Annotated in this window: 25 protein-coding genes, 1 pseudogene and 1 other annotated feature; of the genes and pseudogenes, 25 read left to right on the top strand and 1 reads right to left on the bottom strand. The window is 53.7% G+C overall.

What is annotated here, in order from left to right; all coding sequences use genetic code 11:
• Window positions 1-17: 17 nt before the first annotated feature.
• The 6 genes from murG to ftsZ all read left to right on the top strand — a co-directional run bounded on the left by murG (window position 18) and on the right by ftsZ (window position 6,950).
• Window positions 18-1,133, top strand: coding sequence for an undecaprenyldiphospho-muramoylpentapeptide beta-N-acetylglucosaminyltransferase (gene murG / locus KI215_RS10035; RefSeq protein ID WP_338048295.1), 1,116 nt, complete (start codon window positions 18-20; stop codon window positions 1,131-1,133).
• Window positions 1,134-1,241: 108 nt separating this feature from the next.
• Window positions 1,242-2,150: a UDP-N-acetylmuramate dehydrogenase gene (gene murB, locus KI215_RS10030; RefSeq protein WP_212772605.1), complete on the top strand. Its 909-nt coding sequence runs from the start codon at window positions 1,242-1,244 to the stop codon at window positions 2,148-2,150.
• 14 nt (window positions 2,151-2,164) lie between these two features.
• Window positions 2,165-3,451: a UDP-N-acetylglucosamine 1-carboxyvinyltransferase gene (gene murA / locus KI215_RS10025; RefSeq protein WP_212772604.1), complete on the top strand. Its 1,287-nt coding sequence runs from the start codon at window positions 2,165-2,167 to the stop codon at window positions 3,449-3,451.
• A gap of 166 nt (window positions 3,452-3,617) precedes the next feature.
• Window positions 3,618-4,337: a cell division protein FtsQ/DivIB gene (locus tag KI215_RS10020; RefSeq protein WP_212772603.1), complete on the top strand. Its 720-nt coding sequence runs from the start codon at window positions 3,618-3,620 to the stop codon at window positions 4,335-4,337.
• Window positions 4,338-4,570: 233 nt separating this feature from the next.
• Window positions 4,571-5,809, top strand: coding sequence for a cell division protein FtsA (gene ftsA, locus KI215_RS10015; RefSeq protein WP_212772602.1), 1,239 nt, complete (start codon window positions 4,571-4,573; stop codon window positions 5,807-5,809).
• Window positions 5,810-5,855: 46 nt separating this feature from the next.
• Window positions 5,856-6,950: a cell division protein FtsZ gene (gene ftsZ, locus KI215_RS10010; protein ID WP_212772601.1), complete on the top strand. Its 1,095-nt coding sequence runs from the start codon at window positions 5,856-5,858 to the stop codon at window positions 6,948-6,950.
• Window positions 6,951-7,075: 125 nt separating this feature from the next.
• On the opposite strand, the pseudogene KI215_RS16350 reads toward ftsZ, so the two are convergent.
• Window positions 7,076-7,207 (bottom strand): annotated as a pseudogene (locus KI215_RS16350) (SDR family oxidoreductase); the annotation flags it as partial.
• Between the two features lie 304 nt (window positions 7,208-7,511).
• Between KI215_RS16350 and spoIIGA the strand changes: the two are divergent.
• The 19 genes from spoIIGA (at window position 7,512) to KI215_RS09910 (ending at window position 25,451) form a co-directional block, all read left to right on the top strand.
• Complete coding sequence (gene spoIIGA, locus KI215_RS10000; protein ID WP_212772600.1) at window positions 7,512-8,420, top strand: sigma-E processing peptidase SpoIIGA; 909 nt, start codon at window positions 7,512-7,514, stop codon at window positions 8,418-8,420.
• Window positions 8,421-8,484: 64 nt separating this feature from the next.
• The gene (gene sigE, locus KI215_RS09995; RefSeq protein WP_212775155.1) at window positions 8,485-9,207 is read left to right on the top strand and encodes an RNA polymerase sporulation sigma factor SigE; all 723 of its coding nucleotides are present in this window, start codon (window positions 8,485-8,487) and stop codon (window positions 9,205-9,207) included.
• An 82-nt stretch (window positions 9,208-9,289) separates the two neighbouring features.
• Window positions 9,290-10,066 (top strand): RNA polymerase sporulation sigma factor SigG, encoded by a 777-nt coding sequence (gene sigG, locus KI215_RS09990; RefSeq protein ID WP_212772599.1) that lies wholly within the window; start codon window positions 9,290-9,292, stop codon window positions 10,064-10,066.
• 166 nt (window positions 10,067-10,232) lie between these two features.
• Window positions 10,233-10,544: a YlmC/YmxH family sporulation protein gene (locus tag KI215_RS09985; protein WP_212772598.1), complete on the top strand. Its 312-nt coding sequence runs from the start codon at window positions 10,233-10,235 to the stop codon at window positions 10,542-10,544.
• A gap of 62 nt (window positions 10,545-10,606) precedes the next feature.
• Window positions 10,607-11,419: a peptidoglycan editing factor PgeF gene (pgeF, locus tag KI215_RS09980; protein ID WP_212772597.1), complete on the top strand. Its 813-nt coding sequence runs from the start codon at window positions 10,607-10,609 to the stop codon at window positions 11,417-11,419.
• Entirely contained in the window at window positions 11,386-12,111 is a 726-nt protein-coding gene (locus tag KI215_RS09975; protein WP_246512080.1) for a YggS family pyridoxal phosphate-dependent enzyme, read from the top strand. Before pgeF ends, KI215_RS09975 begins: the two co-directional genes overlap by 34 nt.
• Window positions 12,112-12,137: 26 nt before the next feature.
• Window positions 12,138-12,551, top strand: coding sequence for a cell division protein SepF (locus tag KI215_RS09970; RefSeq protein WP_212772596.1), 414 nt, complete (start codon window positions 12,138-12,140; stop codon window positions 12,549-12,551).
• 13 nt (window positions 12,552-12,564) lie between these two features.
• Window positions 12,565-12,831, top strand: coding sequence for a YggT family protein (locus KI215_RS09965; protein WP_212775153.1), 267 nt, complete (start codon window positions 12,565-12,567; stop codon window positions 12,829-12,831).
• Window positions 12,828-13,607 carry a YlmH family RNA-binding protein gene (locus tag KI215_RS09960; protein ID WP_212772595.1) on the top strand — a complete coding sequence of 260 codons (780 nt, stop codon included), beginning with the start codon at window positions 12,828-12,830 and terminating at the stop codon, window positions 13,605-13,607. Before KI215_RS09965 ends, KI215_RS09960 begins: the two co-directional genes overlap by 4 nt.
• 133 nt (window positions 13,608-13,740) lie before the next feature.
• Window positions 13,741-14,550, top strand: coding sequence for a DivIVA domain-containing protein (locus tag KI215_RS09955; protein WP_212772594.1), 810 nt, complete (start codon window positions 13,741-13,743; stop codon window positions 14,548-14,550).
• Window positions 14,551-14,668: 118 nt separating this feature from the next.
• Window positions 14,669-14,905, top strand: a binding site (T-box leader).
• Between the two features lie 46 nt (window positions 14,906-14,951).
• A complete protein-coding gene (ileS, locus tag KI215_RS09950) occupies window positions 14,952-17,729 on the top strand; it encodes an isoleucine--tRNA ligase (RefSeq protein WP_212772593.1) in 2,778 nt (925 codons plus the stop codon).
• 405 nt (window positions 17,730-18,134) lie between these two features.
• A complete protein-coding gene (locus KI215_RS09945; protein WP_246512078.1) occupies window positions 18,135-18,458 on the top strand; it encodes a DUF5665 domain-containing protein in 324 nt (107 codons plus the stop codon).
• Between the two features lie 15 nt (window positions 18,459-18,473).
• Window positions 18,474-19,172 (top strand): TraR/DksA C4-type zinc finger protein, encoded by a 699-nt coding sequence (locus KI215_RS09940; RefSeq protein WP_212772591.1) that lies wholly within the window; start codon window positions 18,474-18,476, stop codon window positions 19,170-19,172.
• Between the two features lie 177 nt (window positions 19,173-19,349).
• Entirely contained in the window at window positions 19,350-19,838 is a 489-nt protein-coding gene (lspA, locus tag KI215_RS09935) for a signal peptidase II (RefSeq protein ID WP_246512077.1), read from the top strand.
• The gene (locus KI215_RS09930; protein ID WP_212775152.1) at window positions 19,831-20,763 is read left to right on the top strand and encodes an RluA family pseudouridine synthase; all 933 of its coding nucleotides are present in this window, start codon (window positions 19,831-19,833) and stop codon (window positions 20,761-20,763) included. Before lspA ends, KI215_RS09930 begins: the two co-directional genes overlap by 8 nt.
• A 171-nt stretch (window positions 20,764-20,934) precedes the next feature.
• A complete protein-coding gene (gene pyrR / locus KI215_RS09925; protein WP_420830112.1) occupies window positions 20,935-21,513 on the top strand; it encodes a bifunctional pyr operon transcriptional regulator/uracil phosphoribosyltransferase PyrR in 579 nt (192 codons plus the stop codon).
• Between the two features lie 150 nt (window positions 21,514-21,663).
• Entirely contained in the window at window positions 21,664-23,064 is a 1,401-nt protein-coding gene (gene uraA / locus KI215_RS09920; RefSeq protein WP_212772588.1) for a uracil permease, read from the top strand.
• A 150-nt stretch (window positions 23,065-23,214) separates the two neighbouring features.
• Window positions 23,215-24,144 (top strand): aspartate carbamoyltransferase catalytic subunit, encoded by a 930-nt coding sequence (locus KI215_RS09915; RefSeq protein WP_212772587.1) that lies wholly within the window; start codon window positions 23,215-23,217, stop codon window positions 24,142-24,144.
• Window positions 24,141-25,451, top strand: a complete 1,311-nt coding sequence (locus tag KI215_RS09910) for a dihydroorotase (protein ID WP_212772586.1) — start codon at window positions 24,141-24,143, stop codon at window positions 25,449-25,451. Before KI215_RS09915 ends, KI215_RS09910 begins: the two co-directional genes overlap by 4 nt.
• Window positions 25,452-25,466: the final 15 nt, after the last annotated feature.

Here is a 25,466-nt window from a genome sequence, read left to right as displayed (position 1 = left end):
GAATGCGGGGGATGAACATGAAACGGATTTTGCTTTCCGGCGGTGGTACAGGTGGACATATTTATCCGGCTTTGGCGGTGATGCGGGAAGTACGCAAACGTTATCCCGACGTGGAAGTGGGATATATCGGTACGGAAAACGGATTGGAGTCCCGCATTGTTACCAAGGAGGAGAATATCCGCTTCTTTACGGTGGAAATCCAGGGATTCCGTCGGAAACTGACGTGGGAAAACGTGCAGACCATTTCCAAATTTATCCGCGCCGTCAGAAAATCGAAAGAATACATAAAGGAGTTTCAACCCGACGTGGTGGTGGGTACAGGAGGTTATGTGTGTGGTCCAGCCGTTTATGCCGCCCATCAGTTGGGCATTCCAACCTTGATCCATGAACAAAACGTCATCGTGGGTTTGACGATTCGGTTTCTGTCCCGTTTTGCCGACACGGTGGCGATCAGTTTTGAAGGAACGGAACAATATCTCCATAGCGCCAAACGGGTGATTCATGCCGGAAACCCCCGCGCGACGGAGGTGGTACACGCGGACCCTGCGGCCGGCAGGGAGTCGCTCGGTCTCTCAGGTTCGGACAAGCCGATCGTTCTGTTCGTTGGCGGCAGTCGGGGTGCCCGTCCGATCAACGAGGCGGTGATGCAGATGGTAACGTTGATGGCATCGGCTCCCGACATCCAATTCGTTTATGTCACGGGGGAAGCTCACTATGATGACGTCGTGGCCAAAGTGGGCCAGCAGGCGAGCGAGAACTTGATTATTCGACCGTTTTTGTATAACATGCCAGATGTCTTGGCTGCCACGTCCCTGTTCGTGGGTCGGGCCGGAGCTTCCACATTGGCGGAGTTGACCGCTCTGGGACTGCCGTCGATCCTGATTCCGTCGCCTTACGTCACCAACAACCATCAGGAAGCCAACGCCCGACTGCTGGAGAAAAAGGGCGCTGCCCGGGTCTTGTTGGAAAAAGAGTGCAGCGGTGAAACCCTGTTTGCCATGATCAGGGAGATTCTCGGAGATCGGGAGCGGCATCAATCGATGAGCACGGCGGCCCGTCAACTGGGGCGACCGGATGCAGCGGAGGTGCTGGTGGATGAACTGGAACAATTGGTACGCAATCACAAAAATTAGACCGATCCCCATTAGGCGGTCGTCACATCAAACGGAGGCGGGCATAAGATATCGTATATCACGCTCCGCTCACGCTTTGTTCAAGGTTGGTCGAGGGGGGAAGCAGGTATGAAGGAAGTTGTACGCGATCTGGAACTGGCCGGAGTCCAAAATGTGACATTGAACGAACCTTTATCCCGTCACACGACATGGAAAGTGGGCGGGCCGGCGGACATCTTCATTTCTCCCCGCAACAAGGCGGAATTGGAGCGGACGATGGCTGTTGTGAGGAAACACGGTCTGCCGTGGCGCGTGATCGGACGTGGGTCCAACTTGCTAGTCAGAGATGGTGGTATTCGCGGTGCGGTGATCAAACTGGGGGCCGGATTTGATGATTTGAAAGTGGAGGGCACCCGTGTGATCGTTGGTGGAGGTTATTCCGTCATCCGGTTGACATCAATGGTCGCCAAACATGGATTGACCGGATTGGAATTTGCAGGCGGCATTCCGGGTAACGTGGGGGGCGCCGTCTACATGAACGCGGGGGCGCACGGCTCGGAAATTTCGCGAGTGTTGGAGTCGGCCGAGGTGTTATTGGAAACAGGCGAATGGATCACGTTGACCAATGAGCAACTGGAATTTCAATACCGCACATCATCCTTGCAAACCAAGTACCGGGGCATCGTAACCGAAGCCGTTTTCCAACTGCAATATGGCGACCGGAAGGAGATTGCCTCCATCCTGGCCCGCAACAAAGACCGACGTCGGAAAACCCAACCTCTGCAATATCCGTGTGCGGGTAGTGTGTTTCGCAACCCGCCGGGAGACCATGCCGGACGATTGATTGAAGCGTCCGGATTAAAGGGATATCGCGTGGGCGACGCGGAAGTCTCCACCTTGCATGCGAACTTTATCATCAACCGGGGCCAAGCCACGGCGAAAGATGTTCTCACCCTAATTCATCACATCATCCGGACGGTGGAAGAGAAATTCGGAACTACCTTGGAGCCGGAAGTTCAGGTGGTGGGCGAGGGGTAAACGGAGGTGGAACATTGGAGCATTTTCTCATCGAGGGTGGAAAGCCTCTGTGCGGAACCGTTCGCATCCAAGGTGCCAAAAATGCGGCTCTTCCCATCTTGGCCGCCACTGTGCTGGCCGACGGCGTCCATGAATTGTACGATGTTCCCCGCTTGTCGGACATCGATGTGATGGGCTGCATCTTAGAAGCACTCGGCGCGAAGGTTACACGGTTTGGTAACCGTGTTGTGGTGGATACGACCACACTTCGAACCTCCCATATCCCCGACACCTTGATGCGGCGGATGCGTTCGTCCATCTTTTTGATGGGCCCGTTGTTATCCCGTTTTCAGGAAGTGAGTGTTACACGGCCCGGCGGCTGTGCGATCGGCGCCCGTCCCATCGACTTGCATTTGAAAGGGTTGCAGATGTTGGGGGCGCAAATAGAAGAAACAGGTGACCTGATCCGTTGTACTGCCAAGCGCTTGGTCGGCACCACGATCCGTCTGGATCTGCCCAGTGTAGGTGCGACCGAAAACGTGATGATGGCGGCGGTGTTGGCGGATGGTACCACCGTGATCGAAAATGCCGCACGTGAGCCTGAGATTGTGGATTTACAACGCTATCTGAATCAAATGGGCGCCGACATTGAAGGCGCAGGAACGAATACGATCATCATCCGCGGGGTGAAGCGGTTGCGGCCGGTTCCCTACGAAATCATCCCGGACCGAATCGTGACAGGAACGCTGGTCGCAGCGGCCGTGGCCACATCCGGCGAAGTCACCCTCACCCACACCATTCCCGAACATTTGAACTGCATGTTGTTGATGCTCCGACAAGCGGGTGCCGAGATCCAAACGGATGGAGACACGTTGTGGGTCCGTGGCGGAAGAGAACTGAAAGCCGTGGGTGAAATCCAAACAGAGCCATATCCTGGCTTTCCGACCGACTTGCAACCTCAGATGATGTCACTCCTGACGCTGGCTGAAGGAATCAGCGTCATCAAAGAGAGGATCTTCGATGCACGGTTGAAACATGTTGACGCACTGCGGAAAATGGGAGCGGATCTTGACGTCGTGGACAATTCGGTACGAATCCGCGGGGTGAGTGCGCTCAGCGGCACACAGGTGAAAGCCACCGACCTACGCGCCGGTGCGGCATTGGTCATAGCAGGTCTTGCCGCTCATGGTACGACCAGTGTGTACGGTGTGGAACATATCGAACGAGGATACGATAGGCTGGACCAGATGTTTCAGCGGTTGGGAGGCAGGATTCAACGGGTTCCAGACCAATTTCCTTCGATGGAAAGCGGCACTTTCTGATGTGCCGCTGTTTTTGTGAAACATCATCGAAAAGGGAGCATGTGGAACTTTTTTCATTTTTGAGGGCAGGGATCACGGGTTTTTTGTGGTAACATAGATAAATGACACCACCTCCAAAGAGCCATGCGGTTCAAAAGGGTCCCAACCGGGAAAGGAGATACTTTGGATGGAACAGCGGATCCCGCCTTTCCGCCTGCCGCACCGCTCCGATCGTCCGTCTACCCGATGGGCGAATTGGGTCATATTGGGATTTTTCACTGGGATATTGGTGATCTTGTTTTTGCAATCACCACTTGGAAAAGTGGAACGCATTCAAGTCGAGGGGAACCGGTGGTGGTCCGAAAAGGACTTGGTGAAACAATCGGGATTAAAGCAGGGTATGTCCTTTTTCGGATGGAGCAGCGACAAGGTTGAAATGCGGTTGCGTTTGATCCAGGCGGTTCGCTCTGTGAAGGTCTCCAAGCGTTTTCCAGGAACGATACATATTCGTGTAACGGAATATCCACAAGTGGCTTGGTGGGACACGGGCCGAACGCGGTTTCCCGTGTTGTCCAACGGTGCGGTCCTTCATCGGTCCCATGCCCCGGCAACAGGGGAGCATCATCCGGTATTGACCGGATGGCGTGATGATCGGGCAGCGGCAACGCTAGCCAAAGCGTTGGTCGGTTTGTCTCCGGACATTCATCAGGACATTATTTCGGTGAAACCTGTCGAGCATCCGACCTATTCTGATGTGGTTGGCGTTGTCACGCGAGAAGGCCATTTGATCAAAGTGAGATTGTCGGATTTTCGGGAGAAGATGGCCTTATACCCCGCTTTTCGCGATAAGCCCCGAGGCACCTTGTACCTGATGGATACCACATGGTTCATCCCTTCCCATCCGTAACCGTCGTTCCACCGATGAGTAAAAGGTAAAATGAGTTGTTATTTACTAACTTCTGTAACTCTTTTTTATCTAATCATGGTGAACAGAAAAAATTAGGAAGGAAAAAGGGGAAAGCATGGTGGGTGTTGAATTATTGGAGTAATGTTTTTCCCTTCACTCCCCCCTGTTTGAAATAAGTACCAATGCTTTTCCACCACACAGAGATCGATTCCCGGGCAAGGAGGTGCCCAAGATTGAGCAACGGAGGATACATCGTCACCTTAGATATTGGAACATCCAGGGTCCGATTGATCGTCGCCGAAGTGCATGAGAACGGAAACATCCATATTGTCGGCGTCGGTTCGGCGGTCTCGAGGGGGATGAAGAAGGGAGCCATCATCGATATTGACCATGCCGTGCAGTCCATTCGGGAAGCGGTGGATGACGCGGAGCGAATGGTGGGAATAGAGGTTTCGGAAGTGTTTGTGGGGATTTCCGGCAACCACGTTTCGTTACAGCCCAGCCACGGGGTTGTAGCGGTTTCCAGCGAAGATCGGGAAATCGGTTCTCAGGATATCGAACGAGTACTGCAAGCGGCCAGAGTGATCGCATTGCCGCCGGAGCGGGAAATCATTGAAGTGATGCCGAAACAATTCATCGTGGACGGGTTGGATGAAATCCGCGATCCGCACGGGATGATCGGCGTTCGTCTGGAAGTGGATGCCTTAATCGTCACCGGGGCCAAGACGGTGATCCACAACGTGTTGCGGTGTGTGGAAAGAGCGGAGTTGAGCGTGGCCGGCATGCTGCTGTTACCGATGGCGACGAGCGAACTGTGTTTATCAGCGGACGAGAAAAACCTGGGCGTCGTCATGGCGGATCTGGGTGGAGGAACCACCACGATCTCCGTCTTCCAACACGGACATTTGGCGGCTACCGCGGTCATCCCGGTCGGTGGGGACAACATAACGAACGACATCGCCATCGGTTTGCAGACGGATACGGAGACAGCCGAAAAGATCAAGCGGCAGTATGGTGTCGCATCTGTGAAGGAAGCTTCCAAAGAGGTTACGTTTCAGATCCGGACCATCGGTAGCCAGCGGGAAAAGAGCGTGACCCAGTGGGAGCTCGCACAAATTATCGAACCGCGCGTCGAAGAGTTGTTTCACCTCATCCAGCAACAAGTGGAAGAGCTCGGCTTTTCCAAGAATCCGGTCGGCGGGTATGTGCTGACCGGCGGTGTGATGTCCTTGCCCCATATCTTAACCGTGGCCCAGGATCAGCTGGGTCAGGCGGTTCGTGTGGCCGTTCCTGACTATATCGGTGTACAGGACCCTTCGTATACCGCCGGCATCGGTATGGTGCATTATCTGTTGAAACGGCGGATGGTTCGCCTGGTGGAACCGGATACCGAAAGCCCGACACGTGCGAGGAAACAAAAGGGTCCATCACCGCTGGAACGGATGAAAAATTGGTTGAGCGAGTTCATTTAAGGCGCGGCAGGGATACATGAAAGAGAGAAAACGGGAGGGACAAGCCATGTTGGAGTTTGATATGGAAATTGAACAAATTGCTCAGATAAAAGTAGTTGGGGTAGGAGGCGGCGGCAGCAACGCGGTTAACCGAATGATCGAAGCCGGCGTCCAAGGTGTGGAATTTATCGCCGTCAACACCGATGCACAAGCACTGAACCGATCCAAGGCACCAGTCAAAATGCAGATCGGGGAAAAACTGACACGGGGACTGGGTGCCGGGGCCAATCCGGAGATCGGCAAAAAAGCGGCTGAGGAAAGCCGTGAGAGCTTGGAAAACGTGTTGAAAGGCGCGGACATGGTGTTCGTTACCGCAGGAATGGGTGGCGGAACCGGAACGGGAGCGGCCCCCGAAATCGCTGCCATCGCCCGTGAACTAGGTGCGTTGACCGTCGGTGTGGTCACCCGTCCGTTCACCTTTGAGGGACGCAAGCGTTCCCTGCAGGCCGATCAAGGGATTGCTGCCATGAAGGAAAAAGTGGATACGCTGATCGTCATCCCCAATGATCGTCTTCTGGAGATCGTGGATAAAAACACCCCGATGTTGGAAGCGTTTCGCGAAGCCGACAATGTGTTGCGTCAAGGGGTGCAAGGTATCTCGGATCTGATTGCGGTTCCCGGCCTGATTAACCTCGACTTTGCGGATGTGAAGACGATTATGACCGAACGCGGGTCCGCGCTCATGGGAATCGGGATGGCCACCGGTGAAGGGCGTGCGGCCGAAGCGGCCAAAAAGGCGATCTGCAGCCCGCTGTTGGAAACATCGATCGACGGGGCTCGGGGCGTGTTGATGAATATTACGGGCGGAACCAACCTGAGCCTGTACGAAGTGAACGAAGCGGCTGACATCGTGGCTTCCGCTTCCGATCCGGAAGTTAACATGATTTTCGGTGCGGTGATCAATGAAGACCTGAAGGATGAGATCATCGTGACGGTGATCGCCACCGGCTTTGATCACAAACAGCAGGAAAAAGCACCCGGAAAACCGCAATTCCGGTTGGAAGAGGAAACCGCCGCTTCCAAACTGGATATCGTGACGTTCAATTCCCAGGAGGACAATCTGGATATCCCCACCTTCCTGCGTCATCGGCGGAAAAAATAACACCGATTTGCCGGATACAAACAGTAGGTATTGAAAAGAGGGAGGCAAAAAGACGCCTCCCTCTTTTTGTTCCCGAGTAGCGGGATACGCTCAACTACGGGGAACCCGAATTTCCGACTGGCAATTCAACCGGCTGACACACCACTGTCCACTGTCATGATGTGTTCGGTGATGTAGCAAGCTTTGTCTGAGTACAACCAGATGACCGTGTGGGCAATATCGCTGGGCTTTCCGATACGCCCCTGAGGAATCCGTGACCGATAGTGTTGTTCGTTTCAGCCGGTGGAATGAAAAACCTGTTCCAGCATCGGGGTGAGAACGGCTCCAGAGCAAACGGTATTGATCGGATGTTGGATGAGGCGTAATCCAGTGCGGCGGACCCTCAATGATTCTCAAACCGACGGCGAATTCCTCCGACAGTTTTCGCGTGCCCCCATTGAATGCTCCGTGATTCTTCTCACGTTCGACGAAAAAAGTGATATCCGGGCGGCAAGTTTCAACAGACTTTGAAATAAGGATTAGTATATACTGTTTTCACATTGGACGAGAGGGGATGAAGACATGGTCATCTATGCGGACATGGTCTTCCTCCTCAACCTGTTTATCGACTTTACACTGTTGCTGTTGACTTCGGCCATCCGCAGGCAACGGGTTCCGTTCTGGAGGATGAGTTGCGGCGCCCTGCTCGGGGCGGTGTATTCCATCCTGCATTTGTGGCCGCAATTTGCTTTTACCTACACCTTTCCGGCAAAAGTGCTGTTTTCCATTTTCATGGTGGGCGTGACATTTGGTTACCCTACCCCGGTCGCGTTTGTACGAAGTTTGGGGGTTTTTTACACCACCTCGTTTGTCATTGGAGGTGGCATGTTCGCGCTTCACTATGTGATGACGGGAGAGGGAACAGTTGCCGGTGGGATTTTTCTGTCTCAATCCACCGGCTGGGGTTCGCCGGTCTCCTGGTTGTTTGTATTGTTCAGTTTTCCGTTTGTGTGGTTGTATGCACGTGTATCATTCCGCTCATTGCAACAACGGCAAGCGATCCATTCTTATCTGACACCAGTGGCAATTTGGATCGGCGAACATCGATTGGAATGCATCGGCTTAATCGACACCGGCAATCAACTGCGGGATCCGATTAGCCGTGCACCAGTGATGATGGTGGAACTGGAACGGATTCAGGAACACCTTCCCGAAGCATTGACGGTGATGGTCCGGACCAAGGCATGGCATCAACACTGGGATCGCCTGCCTGCTGAGTGGGTAACCCGGGTGCGGTTGGTGCCCTATCGCGGGATCGCGGCAAAAGGGGAAATGATGGTGACGCTGAAACCGGATCGCGTCGAAATCCGTCAACAACAGGATTGGGTTGCCGCCGGAAAAGTGTTGGTCGGACTGGACCCTGGCAGATTGTCATCCGACGGCACGTATCATGCCATCATCCATCCTTCTTGTTTGCCGCAAGCAGGGTAAGTCTTCAATCTTTCATCTTCAACAATACAAAGGAGGATGAGCCGTGACAGGGGAGCGACTTCGGGTGTGGGTCAAGTGGAAGCTGGTTGTGCAACTGTTTTGGTACCGGTTACTGATGCAGATGGGCCTGAAGGGGGAAGAAATTTATTATATCGGCGGAAGCGAAGCATTGCCACCGCCGCTTTCACGGGAAGAGGAAGAGCATTTGCTGGAGCGTCTACCAGGTGGAGATGCCGCCGTCCGCGCCATGCTGATTGAACGGAATCTCCGGTTGGTGGTTTACATCGCTCGGAAATTCGAGAACACGGGCATTCATATTGAAGATCTGGTATCCATCGGCACAATCGGATTGATCAAGGCAGTCAACACATTCGATCCGGGAAAAAAGATCAAATTGGCTACCTATGCTTCACGATGCATTGAGAATGAGATTCTCATGTTTTTGCGGCGTAACAACAAGATCCGTTCGGAAGTATCCTTCGACGAACCTTTGAATACGGACTGGGACGGCAATGAGTTGCTGTTGTCTGATGTGATGGGAACGGAAAATGACACGATCTACCGAAACATTGAGGAACAAGTGGACCGAAAAATTCTGCGGGCCGCCTTGGCCAAGTTGTCCGAACGGGAACGGACGATCATGGAACTCCGCTTTGGACTCAATGGGGGAGAGGAGAAAACACAAAAGGACGTGGCTGATCTACTGGGTATTTCGCAATCTTACATCTCACGGCTGGAAAAGCGGATCATCAAGCGGCTGCGAAAGGAATTTAATAAAATGATTTGAAATATATGCCAAAGATGGACGGATTATAAAAAACCTTCCTCAGGAGATACTGTTCATACATGCTTCCTGAGGAGGGAACCCCATGGCTCGGAACAAGGTAGAAATTTGCGGAGTGGATACATCCAAACTACCGGTATTAACCAACCAGGAGATGCGTGTACTGTTTCGGCAGTTACAGGCTGGGGATCGATCCGCCAGGGAGAAGTTGGTGAACGGCAATCTCCGTTTGGTACTCAGTGTGATCCAACGATTTAACAACCGGGGAGAAAATGTGGATGATCTGTTTCAGGTTGGTTGCATCGGCATGATGAAGGCTATTGACAATTTCGATCTCGGACAGAACGTCAAATTTTCCACGTACGCCGTTCCGATGATCATCGGTGAAATCCGTCGCTATTTGCGAGACAACAATCCCATCCGCGTATCACGCTCTCTCCGAGATATTGCGTTCAAAGCGCTGCAGGTGCGGGATACGCTCACCAACCGACATTCCCGTGAACCTACTGTCCAGGAGATAGCGGAAGAGCTGAACGTACCCAAGGAAGATGTGGTATTTGCGCTCGATGCGATTCAGGATCCGGTGTCATTATTTGAACCCATTTATCAGGACGGCGGAGACCCAATCTATGTGATGGATCAACTGAGCGACGACAAGGAAAAGGATTTTAAATGGGTGGAAGAGATCGCCCTCCGCGAAGCGATGAACAAATTAAATGAACGGGAAAAATTGATTTTGTCCATGCGTTTTTTTGAGGGGAAAACCCAGATGGAAGTGGCCGATGAAATCGGAATTTCCCAAGCACAGGTTTCTCGGTTGGAAAAAGCCGCCATTCATCAGATGCAAAAATTTGTCCAGTGAAACGGGAAATTCAACCCCGGGGATTTGTCAACAACATCACCGCCCTTTTCGGGCGGTTTTTTGTGGCGCCAGAAGGTGTCAAATCAGACACACCTCTGTACATTTTGCCTCTTTGTCTCATATACATAAAGTAACGTTGATCTTTGCGATGAAGGGGGATTACCCCGTGATCAAAATCTCTGATTTGCAGGCCAAAGATGTGGTGAATGTTCAGGATGGACAAAAACTGGGGCAAATCCACGATGTGGAAATCGATTTGAAGATGGGTCAGATCAAGGCGATTGTGGTGCCGGCGGAAAGTAAACTGTTCGGTCTTATTTCCGGGGGAAAAGAGTGGGTCATTCCATGGCGGCAAATCGTCAAAATCGGAACGGACGTCATCTTGGTACGATTACATTCCACTACGTCACCTCACGAATATTACGACAACCTCTCTTCTACACAGCCGCCGTTTTTACCTCCGTCGCCTGAGGATTGACAGATAAGTGTCTCTTTGTCTCTTCACCGAAATGTGGTAATATGATGGGAGGAGGGGAGCGAATGGAACCATTTCAGTTTCATGATGGCGCTGGCGTTCCCTACTTTTTCCTTTACAAGTGGGAAAAGGAATTTCCTCACCTGTCGGTAGGGATGAGCGCCAGGGGAAGCGGGAAAAATTATGCTCTCCACGTGGGGGATGATCCTGATCGTGTCATCGCCAACCGAAAAGCGTTGGCAAATGCGTTGAATCTTCCGTTTGCATGGTGGACCTGCGGCGAACAGGTCCATGGTGTGGCCATCCAGGAAGTTCGTGGGGAGGATCGGGGACGTGGGAGCGATTCCCGCCAAACGGCCTTCGCTGATACAGATGGCTTGGTGACCAAGGCGTCGGGTGTTTGGTTGACTTCTTTTTACGCCGATTGTGTACCACTGATTTTCTACAGCCCCGATGCGGACGTGATCGGCATCGCCCATGCGGGATGGCGCGGTACAGTGGGCGGAATCGGTCCACGGATGGTACGTCGCATGGTGCAGATGGGAGCCGATGTCGGCCGCATCCGCGCAGCGATTGCGCCATCAATCGGTGGATGTTGTTACGAAGTGGACGATCGGGTGGCCAACGCTTTGCAGGATGTTCTGCCATCGGTGTCTAAAGAAATCTTGAAGCCGACCCAACCCGGAAAATGGAAGTTGGATTTACGATTGGCCAATCGGGAAATGTTACTTTTGGAAGGAATTCTTCCGGAGCATGTGGAATTGACGCATTGGTGCACCAGCTGTCATCCCGAATATTTTTTTTCGCACCGGCGTGATAAAGGAAAAACAGGACGTATGGTGGCATGGATCGTGAAACGGGACGGGAGAGATGGCTGATGGACGAGTTGCGGCAACGTTGGGAACAGATCAGGGAAAACATTGCTACCGCTTGCGCCCGGGTCGGCCGTGACCCCAACGAAGTGCGTGTCGTCGCGGTCACAAAATATGTGGATTTGGACACCACCCGCGCCGTATTGGATGCGGGAATCGAAGATATCGGCGAAAGCCGGGCGCAGGAAGCCGTACCCAAATTTGAAGCGCTTAAAGGACGGGGAGTGTGGCATTTCATCGGTCACTTGCAACGGAACAAGGTGAAGGACGTCATCAATCGATTTACATATATTCATTCGCTCGACCGATATTCGCTGGCGAAGGAGATCCAGTCCCGAGCGGAAAAAGCGGACAAGCAGGTGAAGTGCTTCATCCAGGTCAACGTGTCCGGCGAAGAGAGCAAGCATGGTATCGCGCCGGAGGAGTTGACGGATTTCGCCCGCGAAGTGGTGGAGACATGTCCTCGAATTCAAGTTGTGGGATTGATGACGATGGCGCCCAAAACGGATCAACCGGAGGAGGTTCGTCCGTTTTTCCGGCGATTGAAACAGTTGCAGGCCGAATTGCAAAAACTCGGTGACACCCGATTGCAGGTTCCGCATTTGTCCATGGGCATGTCGCAGGACTATCCCATCGCCGTCGAAGAAGGCGCTACATTCCTGCGTCTGGGATCGGTGTTGGTGGGGCGGCAAAAGTAAGACGGCCGGTGAGGAGGCGATTTTGATTGAGTTTCATCCAAAGGGTGATGAACTTTTTCGGGATCACAGAGGATGATGTGGTGGAATACCATGAGGAGGACGCCGAGTCGGTATCGACCAGGGAACGTGTCGGGCATGTGGTATCGTTGCACACCCAGAAAAACATCCGTGTGATGCTGATCGAACCCCGCACCTACGAAGATGCTCAAGAAATCGCCGACAATATCAAAAGCCATCGCCCGGTCGTCGTCAACTTGCAGCGCGTGGGCAAGGATCAAGCTGTTCGGATTGTGGACTTTTTGAGCGGAACGGTGTATGCGCTGGGCGGAAACATTCAAAAATTGGGTCCCAACATCTTTATGTGCACACCGGCTAATGTAGACGTGCAAGGAACCATATCGGATTTGGTGTCTGATGACGCCAAAGAGCTGCTGAGGTGAACGAATGAACGTAGTGTATGAGTTGGTTCATTGGGGTTTTTACCTCTACTATATCCTGATTATCATTTATATTTTGCTCTCGTGGGTTCCCCAAGCGAGAGAGACGCCGATCGCTTATTTTTTGGCGCGGTTGGTGGAGCCGTACCTGTCCATTTTCAGGAATTTGATCCCTCCCTTCGGCATGTTGGACATCTCCCCGATTGTGGCCCTGATTGCGCTCCATTTTATGGAGTACGGGGTTCTCTACATCCTGGGCTTGGTGATCGGCTGGCTGGCATGAAGAACGACGCGTTGTTCGCTCATTTCCGACCGGAGGAACGACCGTTCGCGGAGAGGGTCCTGGATTGGGTTTACCGGGCTGCGGAGAAGTATCAACCCGTGCAGACGCCGTTTTTGGACCCTCGCCAGCAGTTTATCGTCCGGTCCTTGGCCAATCGGGAGCCGGATATCGGGGTGTGGTCCGACGGAGGGTATGAAGGAGCGGAACGGTGTCGCATGTGGGTGCTTCCCGCTCATTTCCCACCGGACGAATTGCCGTCCGGTTTGGCTTTTCTTGCCATTCGTCCGCATTCGGGTAGAGAGCTGAAGCATCCCGACGTATTGGGTTCCTTGTTGGGATTGGGGATCAAGCGTGAGAAGTTGGGGGATCTGCTTCTTCATCCGGAAGGCTGTCAAGCGATAGTGGCCGATGAATTGGCAGATTATATCCGATTACAATTAAGCCGGGTCGGCAGGGAGACGGTATCCGTCGAGGAGATCGGTCGGGAGGATCTGGTGATCCCGGAACGCGAAGCGATCGCTCAGTCCATTACGGTAGCATCGCTTCGTGTGGATGCCGTGTGCGCCGAAGGTTTTCGTCTCTCTCGCTCTAAAGCTGCACAATCGATTAAGGGTGGCAAATGCAAAGTAAATTGGAAGGTCGTTGATAACCCTGCCCAGACGGTCGCCGAACAGGACATGATCTCGCTTCGGGGCTTCGGTCGTTTGCTTGTGGGAAAGATAGATGGGAGGACAAAAAAAGGGAGGTACTGGGTCGAAGTCCTGAAAATGAGATAATACGTATGCAAACAATCCCATTATTAGCAATAAACTTTTCTTCGATGTGACAAGTAGAGGTAGCTTTCCGGAAGGATTTTTGTTAGTATTGTCGAATAGAGAGGAGAAGCAATCTATTGAGGAGGTGCGGGATATGCCGCTTACGCCTTATGATATACACAATAAGGAATTTAGTCGATCTTTCCGTGGTTACGATGTCGACGAAGTGAACGATTTTTTGGATCAGATCATTAAAGACTTTGAATTCCTGATCCGCGAAAAGCAGCAACTGGAAGAACAAGTGGAAGAATTGCAGGCAGAACTGGAGCGATTGATGGAACAACAATCCATGTCTCCGGTACAAGCTCCTCAGCCGCAATCTCCGCAACCGCCGCAACCGCGTTATCAACCTGAACCGATGTACCAACAGCCGTCCGCAGCCGCGTTGACCTCAATGGAACAAAGTATCCACAAATCGATCCGCGTGGCCCAGGAAGTTGCGGAAGAAGTGCGGTTGAACGCGAAGAAAGAAGCGGAGCTGATCGTGCAGGAAGCGGAGAAAAATGCCGACCGCATCATCAACGAAGCGTTGCAAAAAGCGCGCGCCATTCACAGCGAGTTGGTCGGCCTGAAGCAAAAAGCGACGATTTACCGTGCCCGTTTCCGTACATTGGTGCAATCTCATTTGGATATTCTGGAGAATAGCGATTGGGAGTCCCTCGAGGAGCTGGAAGAAGGGCTGGAGGAAACCGGCAAACAACTGGAACAGTTGGCCCAACCGTCTGAACCGGAAATGGATGAGGAGCTCGACCACGATTTCGATGATTATCATCATGACCATCATGATGAGTACCAAGATCCGATGGATCAACCGGAACCCTCATATCAGATCGAAGAAGAGGACGAACCGCGTCGCGAATTGCGTCGTACGTCGCGTAAGCTGAAGAAGAAAGCGATGTTTTAATCGTCAGGAAGCAAGACATCATAGGTCATGGTGAATACAGGAAGTACATATGCCTTCCTAATGGCTGCGATGATGTGTTGCTTCGTGAGGAGAATTTTTCTAGAATAAACGAACATTGTCAACGGCGAAGAACGGGAAGAGTAGGCGGATGTGTCCGTGTGACAGCGAATTAGGGATGGTGCGAGCCTAATCCGGGCCTCCGTTCCGAAAATCCCCCGGGAGCCGTCGCCCGAAATCACGAGTGATGAGAGTAGGGTGTACCGGGTCATTCCCGTTAACGAATGAGAGAGTGGGCCGTATTTGGCGACAAATCGGCTCATTAGGGTGGTACCACGGGAGCCTTCTCGTCCCTAGCGGATGAAGAAGGTTTTTTATTTTAGGAGCAGAGTGAGGTGACCTGTATGGATTACAGCAAAACGCTACATCTGCCGAAGACAGATTTTCCCATGCGGGCCAATTTGCCCAAACGGGAACCGGATTGGCAAAAATGGTGGGACGAAATCGATCTGTACCGCAAAACGCGTGAAAAGCGCAAAGGACGTCCGAAATTCATCCTGCATGACGGACCGCCGTACGCCAACGGCGATATCCATATCGGCCATGCGTTGAACAAAATCTTGAAGGACATCATTGTCCGGTTTAAAAACCTGCAAGGATATGATGCCCCGTATGTGCCTGGATGGGATACGCACGGACTGCCCATCGAACACGCCATCATCACCAAAAAAGGGGTCAACCGCAAAGAGGTGGATCCTGTCACTTTCCGCGAGTTGTGCAAGGAATACGCCTTGTCATTTGTGGAAAAACAAAAAGCCCAATTCAAACGGCTGGGTGTACTGGGAGACTGGGAAAACCCGTACATTACCCTGAAACCGGAATATGAAGCGGAACAGGTGCGCGTTTTCGGTGAAATGGTCCGCAAAGGCTATATCTATCGCGGGCTGAAGGCGGTATATTGGTCTCCTTCTTCCGAAACGGCTTTGGCGGAAGCGGAGATCGAATACAAGGATAAGCGCTCGCCTTCCATCTACGTGGCGTTCCCGGTGCAGGACGGAAATGGTGTGTTGCCGGAAGACAATACGGCGGTCGTCATCTGGACCACCACCCCGTGGACGATCCCGGCCAACTTGGGGATTGCCATTCATCCCGATTTCCAGTACACCCTGGTCAAGGCGGGAGACCGGCAGTTGCTGATGGCGGAGGAATTGGTGGATCAAGTGATGAAGACATGCGGCATCTCCGAATACGAACGGGTGGGGTCATGGAAGGGAAGCGAACTGGAAGGCGTCGTATGCCGTCATCCGTTCTACGACCGAAAATCCCCTGTGGTCCTGGGCGATCACGTGACGTTGGATGCGGGTACCGGTTGCGTACACACAGCCCCTGGCCACGGGGAAGAGGACTTCCTCCTCGGGCAAAAATACAATTTGGGCGTATTGTGTCCCGTGGATGAAAAAGGCCGGATGACGGCGGAAGCTCCCGGTTTTGAAGGACTGTTTTACGACGATGCCAACAAGGCCGTGACGAAGAAGCTGGAAGAAGTGGGTGCCTTGTTGAAATTGTCGTTTATCACCCACCAATACCCGCATGATTGGCGGACGAAAAAACCGGTGATCTTCCGGGCGACCCATCAATGGTTCGCTTCGATCGACGGATTCCGCGAACAGATGCTGGAAGCGATTCGGAAAGTGAAATGGACGCCTGCCTGGGGGGAAACCCGTTTGCACAACATGATCGCCGATCGCGGTGATTGGTGCATTTCCCGTCAGCGGGTCTGGGGCGTTCCGCTGCCCATTTTCTATTGCGAACAATGCGGAGAACCTTACATCACCGAAGAGTCGATTGAGCACATCGCCGCCCTGTTTGCACGGGAAGGCTCTTCCGCTTGGTATGCCAAAGATGTCGCCGAACTGTTGCCGGATCAAGCGGCTTGTGAATCCTGCGGCCACACTTCATTCCGCAAGGAAACAGATACGATGGATGTGTGGTTCGATTCGGGTTCAAGCCACCGGGCTGTGTTGAAACAACGGGAAGAACTCCAGTGGCCGGCCGACATGTATTTGGAAGGATCGGACCAGTACCGTGGCTGGTTTAACTCGTCGCTGTCGACGGCAGTGGCCACGACCGGGCAAGCGCCATACCGGGAGGTGTTAAGCCACGGGTTCACGTTGGATGGCGAAGGGCGTAAAATGTCCAAGTCACTCGGCAATACGATTGAGCCGCAAAAAGTGATCCAACAATACGGTGCGGACATTCTGCGTCTGTGGGTGGCGTCGGTCGATTATCAAGCCGATGTGCGTGTATCCGATGAGATTTTGAAGCAAATCGCGGAGGCGTACCGCAAAATCCGCAATACATTCCGCTTCCTGCTGGGGAACCTGGCAGATTTCGATCCGGCGAAAGACAGCGTTCCTGTTGAAAAATGGCCGGAGTTGGATCGATTCGCCTACATCCAGCTCCAACGGCTGATCGAGCGAGTCACACGGGCTTATGAGGCGTACGAGTTCCATCAAGTGTACTATGCGATCCATCATTTCTGCACCGTGTTTTTGAGCCAGTTCTATCTGGATGTGTTGAAGGATCGTCTGTACACGTTGCCTGCCGATGCCGAGACACGACGGGCTTCGCAAACCGTGCTGTATCGCATCTTGACCACCCTCAACCCGCTGATCAGCCCGATCCTGCCGCATACGGCGGAAGAAGTATGGCAACACACACCGGGCAAAACGGAAGAAAGCGTCCATCTGACGGATCTGCCGCAAGTAGATCGCAGTGTTTTGGACGAAACATTGGAGAAAAAGTGGAATGCCTTCCTCGAGGTGCGTGACGTCGTGCTGAAAGCGTTGGAGGAAGCGCGGCAAAACAAAGTGATCGGCAATTCGCTCGGTGCATCCGTACACCTGTATCCGGACGAAGGCACGCATCGGTTGTTGTTGGAGATCGAAGATCTGTCCGCCTTGTTCATCGTTTCCCACACGGAACTGTATGCACCCGGTACCGAACCGGCAGAGGGTGCCGTGGTCGGGAAAGGAATCGCGGTCAAGGTGGAAGTGGCACCGGGCGAAAAATGCGAGCGTTGTTGGGTGGTAACCCCGACAGTAGGGCAGGATCCGGATCATCCGACAATTTGTGCCCGTTGTGCGGAAGTCGTGCGTAAGCTGGATACCGGCACAGCGTGATCCGTAGCGAAAAAATCAATGGTCATTTCCGTAAGGGAGCAATGTCGATCTTCCAGCATGGCGACATTCTCAGGCTGTTCTCGCCAAGCGGGAAACAGCCAGCTTATTGACAAAATCCACGGGCTCCGAATTCCCGTCTTTGCTCAGCACGCGACGGGGGATGCGGGCCCGTTCCTTTAACAGAGGGTGGCCGTTTTCCCACGAGCGACCTTTGAGCTTGCGAAACAGGAGTGAGAGGGAAAACGGCGCACCTGGAATCGCAAGAGGTTCAACACTTTTGTCAGCAGTCTCGCTGTTTCCTGTCCAACAGGAAACAGCTTTTTTATTTTGGAATCGCCATTTTTTTGTATGTAACAACGTTCGACGTCATGGAGAAGCTATTGGAAAAGGTTCGGAGGGATGGATGTGGGGGAAGGCGTACAGGGAAACCGCCGTTGGTTCGAGCGGATCGACAAACAGCTGAAAAACCTGTCCCGTCGGCTGGAGGCGAGTGAGATCGCGGAATATGTACAGTTATTAAATCATCCGTTCCGTTTGATCGTCATTAACATCGTCACCGGCATTGCACGCGGCATCGGGATTGCGATCGGATTTACCCTGTTCGCTTCCTTCATCGTGTATGCCCTGCAAAGAATCGGGGCACTCAACCTCCCTGTCATCGGTAATTTTGTCGCGGAAATAGCCAAGATCGTCCAGGCAGAATTGGATTTAAACCGGCCCACATATTGAAAAGGAGGCAACCCCATGACGGAAGCACAACAGTCCGCTTTGCGGGCGCAATTGCTGGAGGAAAAACGGCGCTTAGAAGAACGTCTGGCAGGAAATGATCATTTCGGGATGGCGCGTGGGATGAACGATTCCCTCGGTGAGTTGTCAGGCTATGACAATCATCCCGCCGATATCGGTACTGAGCTGTACGAACGGGGAAAGGATCTGGCGTTGAATGAAGCCGCCGAACACCAGCTGGAGGAGATTGAGCTGGCATTATTGCGCATGGAAGACGGTACGTATGGTCAATGCGTTGTATGCGGGAAACCCATTCCCTACGAGCGATTGGAAGCGGTACCCGCCACCGCCTATTGCAAGGAACACCAACCGGGTGGACATGTCTCTCAACGCCGGCCGGTAGAAGAACAAGTGATTCACCCACCATTCGGTGAGCATTTTAACGACGGGGATGAGGAACGAACCGCTTATGATGCCGAGGACGCATGGCAGGAAGTGGAACAATACGGTACATCCAACCCTCCGGACTATTTCCGGGAAGGGAAGAACTACAATGAGTTGACGATCGATCACGATGAGAAACGGGGTTATATAGACGACTTCGAAGGGTTTACGATTACGGATGCACACGGCAATACCGAAGCGATTACGGACATCACACACAATGAAGCGTATGACCGCGCAGAAGAGTCATGGGAAATACGGCGGAATAAATGACATTCATCATGATCAGACACCTGTTCATTTGAAGTTCTTCTATGTGATGATTTGGTTTTTCGGCTTGCCGCTATGTGCTCGTTCAAATCCCTGTCATTGTGTCCGCCCATTCCACTGTGCTACAATCAATGGAAGATGCAGGCATGGACGTGCGAAGGGACAGGAGGAAAACAGTCGGTGTTACGGTACTACGTGATCGCGATAATCGTGTTAGTGATCGACCAACTGACCAAATGGTTGGTTGCGACCAAAATGTCGCTATATGAATCCATTCCCCTGATTCAAGGAGTATTTTACATCACATCTCATCGTAACCGCGGAGCGGCGTTCGGCATTCTGCAAAACCAGCAGTGGTTGTTTATCAGTGTCACGTTGGTTGTCATCGCTTTTTTGCTGGTGTATTTGCACCGCTTGGGTAGGGAACGATCCGGAGCTGCGTGGTCGTTCGCCCTCATTCTGGGGGGAGCGGCCGGCAACTTGTTGGATCGGGTACGACTCGGGGAAGTCGTCGACTTTTTTGATTTTCGGTTGATCCATTATCCCATTTTCAATGTGGCTGATTCCGCCATCGTCATCGGTGTCATCCTGTTGATGATCGATACATTCCGTCAGCCGGGGCATGAGTCGGAAGAACCGGCGGCGAAAGCGAGTGCGGCCGATGATTGAGGAAGAAACCCGCATCGTATGGCGGGCGGATGAATCAGCTGAAGGGGAGCGGATCGACAAGGCGGTTACTTCATTGGATGATGACTGGTCGCGCTCTGCGGTACAAGCATGGATCAAAGAAGGTCGGGTCACGGTCAACGGTCGAACAGTAAAAGCCAATTACCGATTGGAGGCGGGGGACGAGGTGATCGTCTCCGTCCCGCCAGTAGAGGAGTTGGCGGTAGAACCGGAACCGATTCCACTTGACGTGCGGTATGAGGATGAAGATGTCATCGTCGTGAACAAACCGCGGGGCATGGTGGTTCACCCGGCGCCGGGCAACACCTCGGGTACACTGGTGAACGCATTGCTGGCCCATTGTCGGGACCTGTCCGGGATTGGAGGCGTGGCGCGTCCGGGCATCGTTCACCGCATCGACAAAGATACGTCGGGTCTTTTGATGGTGGCCAAGAACGACTTGGCCCATCAATCGCTGGCGGCGCAGTTGAAGGCGCACAGTGTGGACCGCATTTATCTCGCCATTGTGCACGGGAACATACCACACAACCGAGGAACGGTTGACGCTCCGATCGGACGGGATCCGCATGACCGCAAAAAAATGGCGATCAACCACAAAAACGGCAAACCGGCCGTCACCCATTTTGCCGTGTTGGAGCACTGGCAACAAGCGTCTTTGATCGAATGCAAGCTGGAGACGGGACGTACCCATCAAATTCGGGTACATATGGCTTCTATTGGCCACCCGTTGATCGGTGATCCAGTTTACGGGCCGAAAAAAAACCGGTATCCGATTCAAGGACAGGCCCTGCACGCCAAAGTACTGGGCTTCGACCATCCCCGTACCGGTAAGCGAATTCGTTTGGAAGCGGAGCTGCCGAAGGATATGGAAAAATTAATCAGTTACATTCGCGCGGAAAATCATTAAAACGGGATTGACATTCTGTACATGATCGTTCATAATACGAGAGAAACTAATAAGGCCTTTTAAATCCAGTCCCGTGAGGCTGGCAAGGGCGCGGCAACCAATTAACGGATTCATGACCCCCTTTTAAACGATCGAATGATTTCCGCCGACGACGCTTCTTGCCCGGCCTGGGTGAGAAGCTTTTTTTGTGCCAAGGAGGGATTCGTCATCGAAGCGAAAACCATTTTGGATGAAGCGGCGATTCGGCGGGCATTGACCCGAATCGCACATGAGATTCTGGAACGGAACAAAGGCGTGGAAAATACGGTGCTGGTTGGAATCCGGACGCGAGGCATCTTTTTGGCTCAGCGTCTAAGTGAACGGATTCGGCAGATCGAAGGGGTCAGCGTTCCCGTGGGGGAACTGGACATCACCCTGTACCGGGATGATTTGACTGAAAAAGCAGAGCAGCCGGAAGTGCGTGGTTCCGAGATCCCGGTGGAGATACACGGCAAAAAGGTGATTCTCGTCGATGACGTTCTCTACACCGGGCGGACGGTCCGCGCGGCGATGGACGCCCTGATCGACATGGGACGGCCGCGTATGATCCAACTGGCCGTCTTGATCGACCGCGGCCACCGCGAATTGCCGATCCGGCCGGATTATGTCGGCAAAAACGTTCCCACTTCCCAAAGTGAATTGGTAGCGGTTCTGCTTCAGGAATCAGACGGAATCGACGCAGTGGAAATCCGAAAACAACAGGAAAAATAGAGAGTCGGAACAAAAACAGACCACCCTTTAAAGACGGTCCCGTGAGGCCGGCAAGGGGAGGTAGTGCCATTCGTGTGCGCATGGGGCGCGAAACCTCTTTGCCGGCTTGGGCAAAGAGGTTTTTTTATCGGGAAAAAGGAGGAGAAATGGATGAAACGGAATATGGTGTTGGATGTACACGAACGTCCCCAGGCACTCAAATGGCTGGCGCTTAGTTTGCAACACTTGTTTGCGATGTTCGGCGCGACCATTCTCGTGCCTTTGTTGACGGGGCTGGAACCGTCCGTGGCACTACTGTCGAGCGGGATTGGGACGATCGCTTATCTCATCGTTACAAAAGGAAAAATCCCCGCCTATCTCGGCTCTTCCTTCGCTTTCATCGTTCCGATCATCACCGTGTCCAAAGCTGAGGGCGTGGAAGCGGCATTGTTCGGATGCTTTCTGTCTGGCCTGGTGTATGGTGTGGTCGCGTTGGCTGTCTATAAATACGGGGTAGGCTGGTTGGATCGCTTACTGCCCCCGGTTGTGATCGGTTCGATCATCATCGTGATCGGGTTGGCCCTGGCCGGTGTGGCCGTCGATATGGCCAGCACAACGAAAGTGGTTCAGGAAGTGCCCAAAACTGCACAGGCATTGTCCACCCTGCCGGGGAAAGTGGAAAGTGTGGATCCGCAGGCGGGTACGGTGACACTGAAAGTGTACTCGCTCAAACACTTCGGTGTGGCACTGGCGACGCTGGCGATCGCGATTCTGGCCAGCTTGGTGTTCCGGGGGTTCCTCAATCTGATCCCAGTGCTGGTGGGGATTATTGGCGGCTATATCGTAGCGTATTTCGCCGGACTGGTTGACTTGACCCCCGTCAAACAAGCAAGTTGGTTCGCGCTGCCGGATTTCCGCACCCCGACAGTCTCGTGGAAGGCGGCGTTTGTGATCGTGCCGGTCACGCTGGTTACCCTGACCGAGCATATCGGGCACCTGATGGTGACCTCCAGCATTATGGACCGGGATTTGGCGAAAAATCCGGGATTGCACCGATCCCTGCTGGGTGACGGCGTAGCCACTTCAATCGCCGCAATGATCGGCGGGCCTCCAAGCACCACATACGGGGAAAACATCGGGGTGATGGCGATCACGCGCATCTTCAGCGTATGGGTGATCGGTGGTGCGGCCGTGTTTGCGATGGCATTCGCCTTCATCGGCAAACTGTCCGCGCTGATTTCCACCATTCCGCCCGCGGTGATGGGCGGCGTCTCGATCCTCCTGTTCGGCATCATCTCTTCGGCTGGTTTGCGGATGCTGGTGGAAAACGGTGTTGACTTCAATGATCGGCGCAACCTGGTGATCGCGTCGGTGGTTCTGGTGATCGGAGTAGGCGGTGCCGCACTGAAACTGGTGGGCATCCATCTGGAGATCGAAGGAATGGCGTTGGCGACGCTGGTCGGGATGTTTCTCAATCTGGTGCTGCCAAAGAGCGGCGAGCGAACGGAAGTATCGGATGAATCTCAAGGTGAACCGGCAGTCAACCGATCGGTTTCCGGACAAATCGGATAAAAAAGATAAAAAGGTTCCTTTAATCCAGTCCCGTGAGGCTGGGAAGGAGCGGCATAGCCGAGCTGCACCCTTTTGGCGGGTTGCGGGTTTGGTGGGCTCCTCCCATCCGTTTGGGAGGAGCTTTTTTACATAACACCGGGAGGGAGCAGGATGAACATCGCCGTTCGATCCGACGAAACCAATCTGATCGACACCAACGGATTGTCCCGAAGCGAGTTGATGGCCATTTTGGAGCGGGCCCGTTTTTACGAAGACCAAAACGGTCTGGTACCGCCGCGTTATCTCGGGCGGTTTGTTGCCAACCTGTTTTTTGAACCGAGCACACGGACGCGGTTTTCTTTTGAGGTGGCGGAGAAACGGTTGGGCTTGGAAGTGTTGAATGTATCGGAGGACACCTCCAGCACCGTCAAGGGAGAAACGCTGGCTGACACGTTGAAAACCCTGGCCGCTATCGGAGTGGAAGTGGCGGTGATTCGTCACAGCCAGTCCGGAATTGCAGAAGAAATGGCCAAACAAAACAACGGTGTCCGATTGGTCAATGCCGGAGACGGACACAACGCTCATCCGACACAGGCGTTGCTGGATCTCTACACCCTGCACAAACACTTCGGAGACTTGAACGGACTGCGCGTGGCCATCATCGGCGACCTGCGGCACAGCCGTGTAGCACGTTCCAATCTATGGTCGTTGACCACGATGGGAGCCGAGGTGGTGTTCAGTGGCCCGGAAACGATGCGGGCGCCCGATCTGGAAGAACACGCACCATATCTGCCGATCGACGAAGCGATTGCGCAGGCCGATGCCGTGATGATGCTCCGGGTGCAACTGGAGCGGCACCGCGAACAGTTGTTTACCACTGCGGAAGCATACCATCAACATTACGGGTTGACGTTGGAGCGGTTTGCACGCATGCAAGATCATGCGGTCATCCTGCACCCCGGACCGGTCAACCGGGATGTGGAGTTGGCGGACGAGCTGGTGGAGCATCCGCGCTCCAAGGTGTTTGAGCAGATGAAGAATGGTGTATGGGTGCGTATGGCGGTGTTGGAACGCGTATTGGAAGGGGGAAAACGAGGATGAACCACATCCTGCTGAAAAACGGACGGATATTGGATGAAAAAACGGGGGAAATCGTTCCGGCGGATGTGCGGATGGAGAACGGCGTGATCGCGGCCATCGGTCGGGATCTGCCGAAGGCAGGAGCAGAAAGGATCGATGTGGCCGGACGGCTGATCGTGCCCGGATTGATCGATATGCATGTCCATTTGCGCGAACCGGGGTTCGAACATAAGGAAACGATCGCGACGGGAACCGCCGCAGCGGCCAGAGGCGGCTTTACGACGGTGGCCTGTATGCCTAATACACGGCCGGTGGTGGATACCCCTGAAGTGATCGCTCGTATCCGCGAGACGGCAGAACGGGAGGGACGGGTGCGCGTTCTGCCCATCGCCGCGATTACCAAACGGGAGCTGGGCGAGGAGTTGACTGACTTCGCCGCTTTGAAGGAAGCGGGTGCTGTCGCTTTGTCCGACGACGGTGTGGGCGTGCAGAGCGCCCGCATGATGAAACAGGCGATGGCTTGGGCGCGCGAGTTGAACTTGCCCATCGTCGCCCATTGCGAAGACAATTCACTGGCCAAAGGGGGATGCGTCCATGACGGGATCTTCGCCGCCAAACACGATCTGCCCGGCATTCCCGGATCGGCCGAAGCGGTGCATGTCGCCCGGGACATCATTTTGGCCGAGGAGACGGGGGTCCATTACCACGTGTGCCACATCAGTGCCAAAGCCTCGGTCGATCTCGTCCGGATGGCCAAACAAAAAGGGTTGCGCGTAACGGCGGAAGTGACGCCGCACCATCTGCTCCTGAGCGACGAAGACATTCCGGGGCCGGACCCGATGTACAAAATGAATCCCCCCTTGCGCTCCGCCGAAGATCGGGCTGCACTGCTGGAGGCGCTGAAAGACGGCACGATCGACATCATCGCCACTGACCACGCTCCGCATGCAGCGGAAGAAAAGGCAATGGGCATCCGGCAGGCACCGTTCGGGATCGTCGGGTTGGAAACGGCATTTCCGCTGTTGTATACCCGGCTGGTGTTAACCGGTCATCTAAGCCTGGCGCAGCTGGTGGAGAAACTGACGCGCCGACCGGCAGAATTGTTCGGTTTGCCCTGGGGACGGCTGGCTGAAGGACAAACGGCGGACATCACGGTGATCGACTTGGAAGAAGAACGGACGATCGATCCGGGCACCTTCGTATCCAAAGGGAAAAACACGCCGTTTGCCGGGTGGAGGGCCAAAGGATGGCCGGTCCTGACCTTGGTGCAGGGACAGGTGGCTTGGCGCGAGTCGGTCGGAGCGCCTACGGTTTTGTCAGCAACCTGAGAAGTGGAGGGATAC

The sequence above is a fragment of the Polycladomyces abyssicola genome, from assembly GCF_018326425.1.
GTDB classification, from domain to species: domain Bacteria; phylum Bacillota; class Bacilli; order Thermoactinomycetales; family JIR-001; genus Polycladomyces; species Polycladomyces abyssicola.
This window is presented reverse-complemented; position numbering and strand designations above follow the sequence as displayed.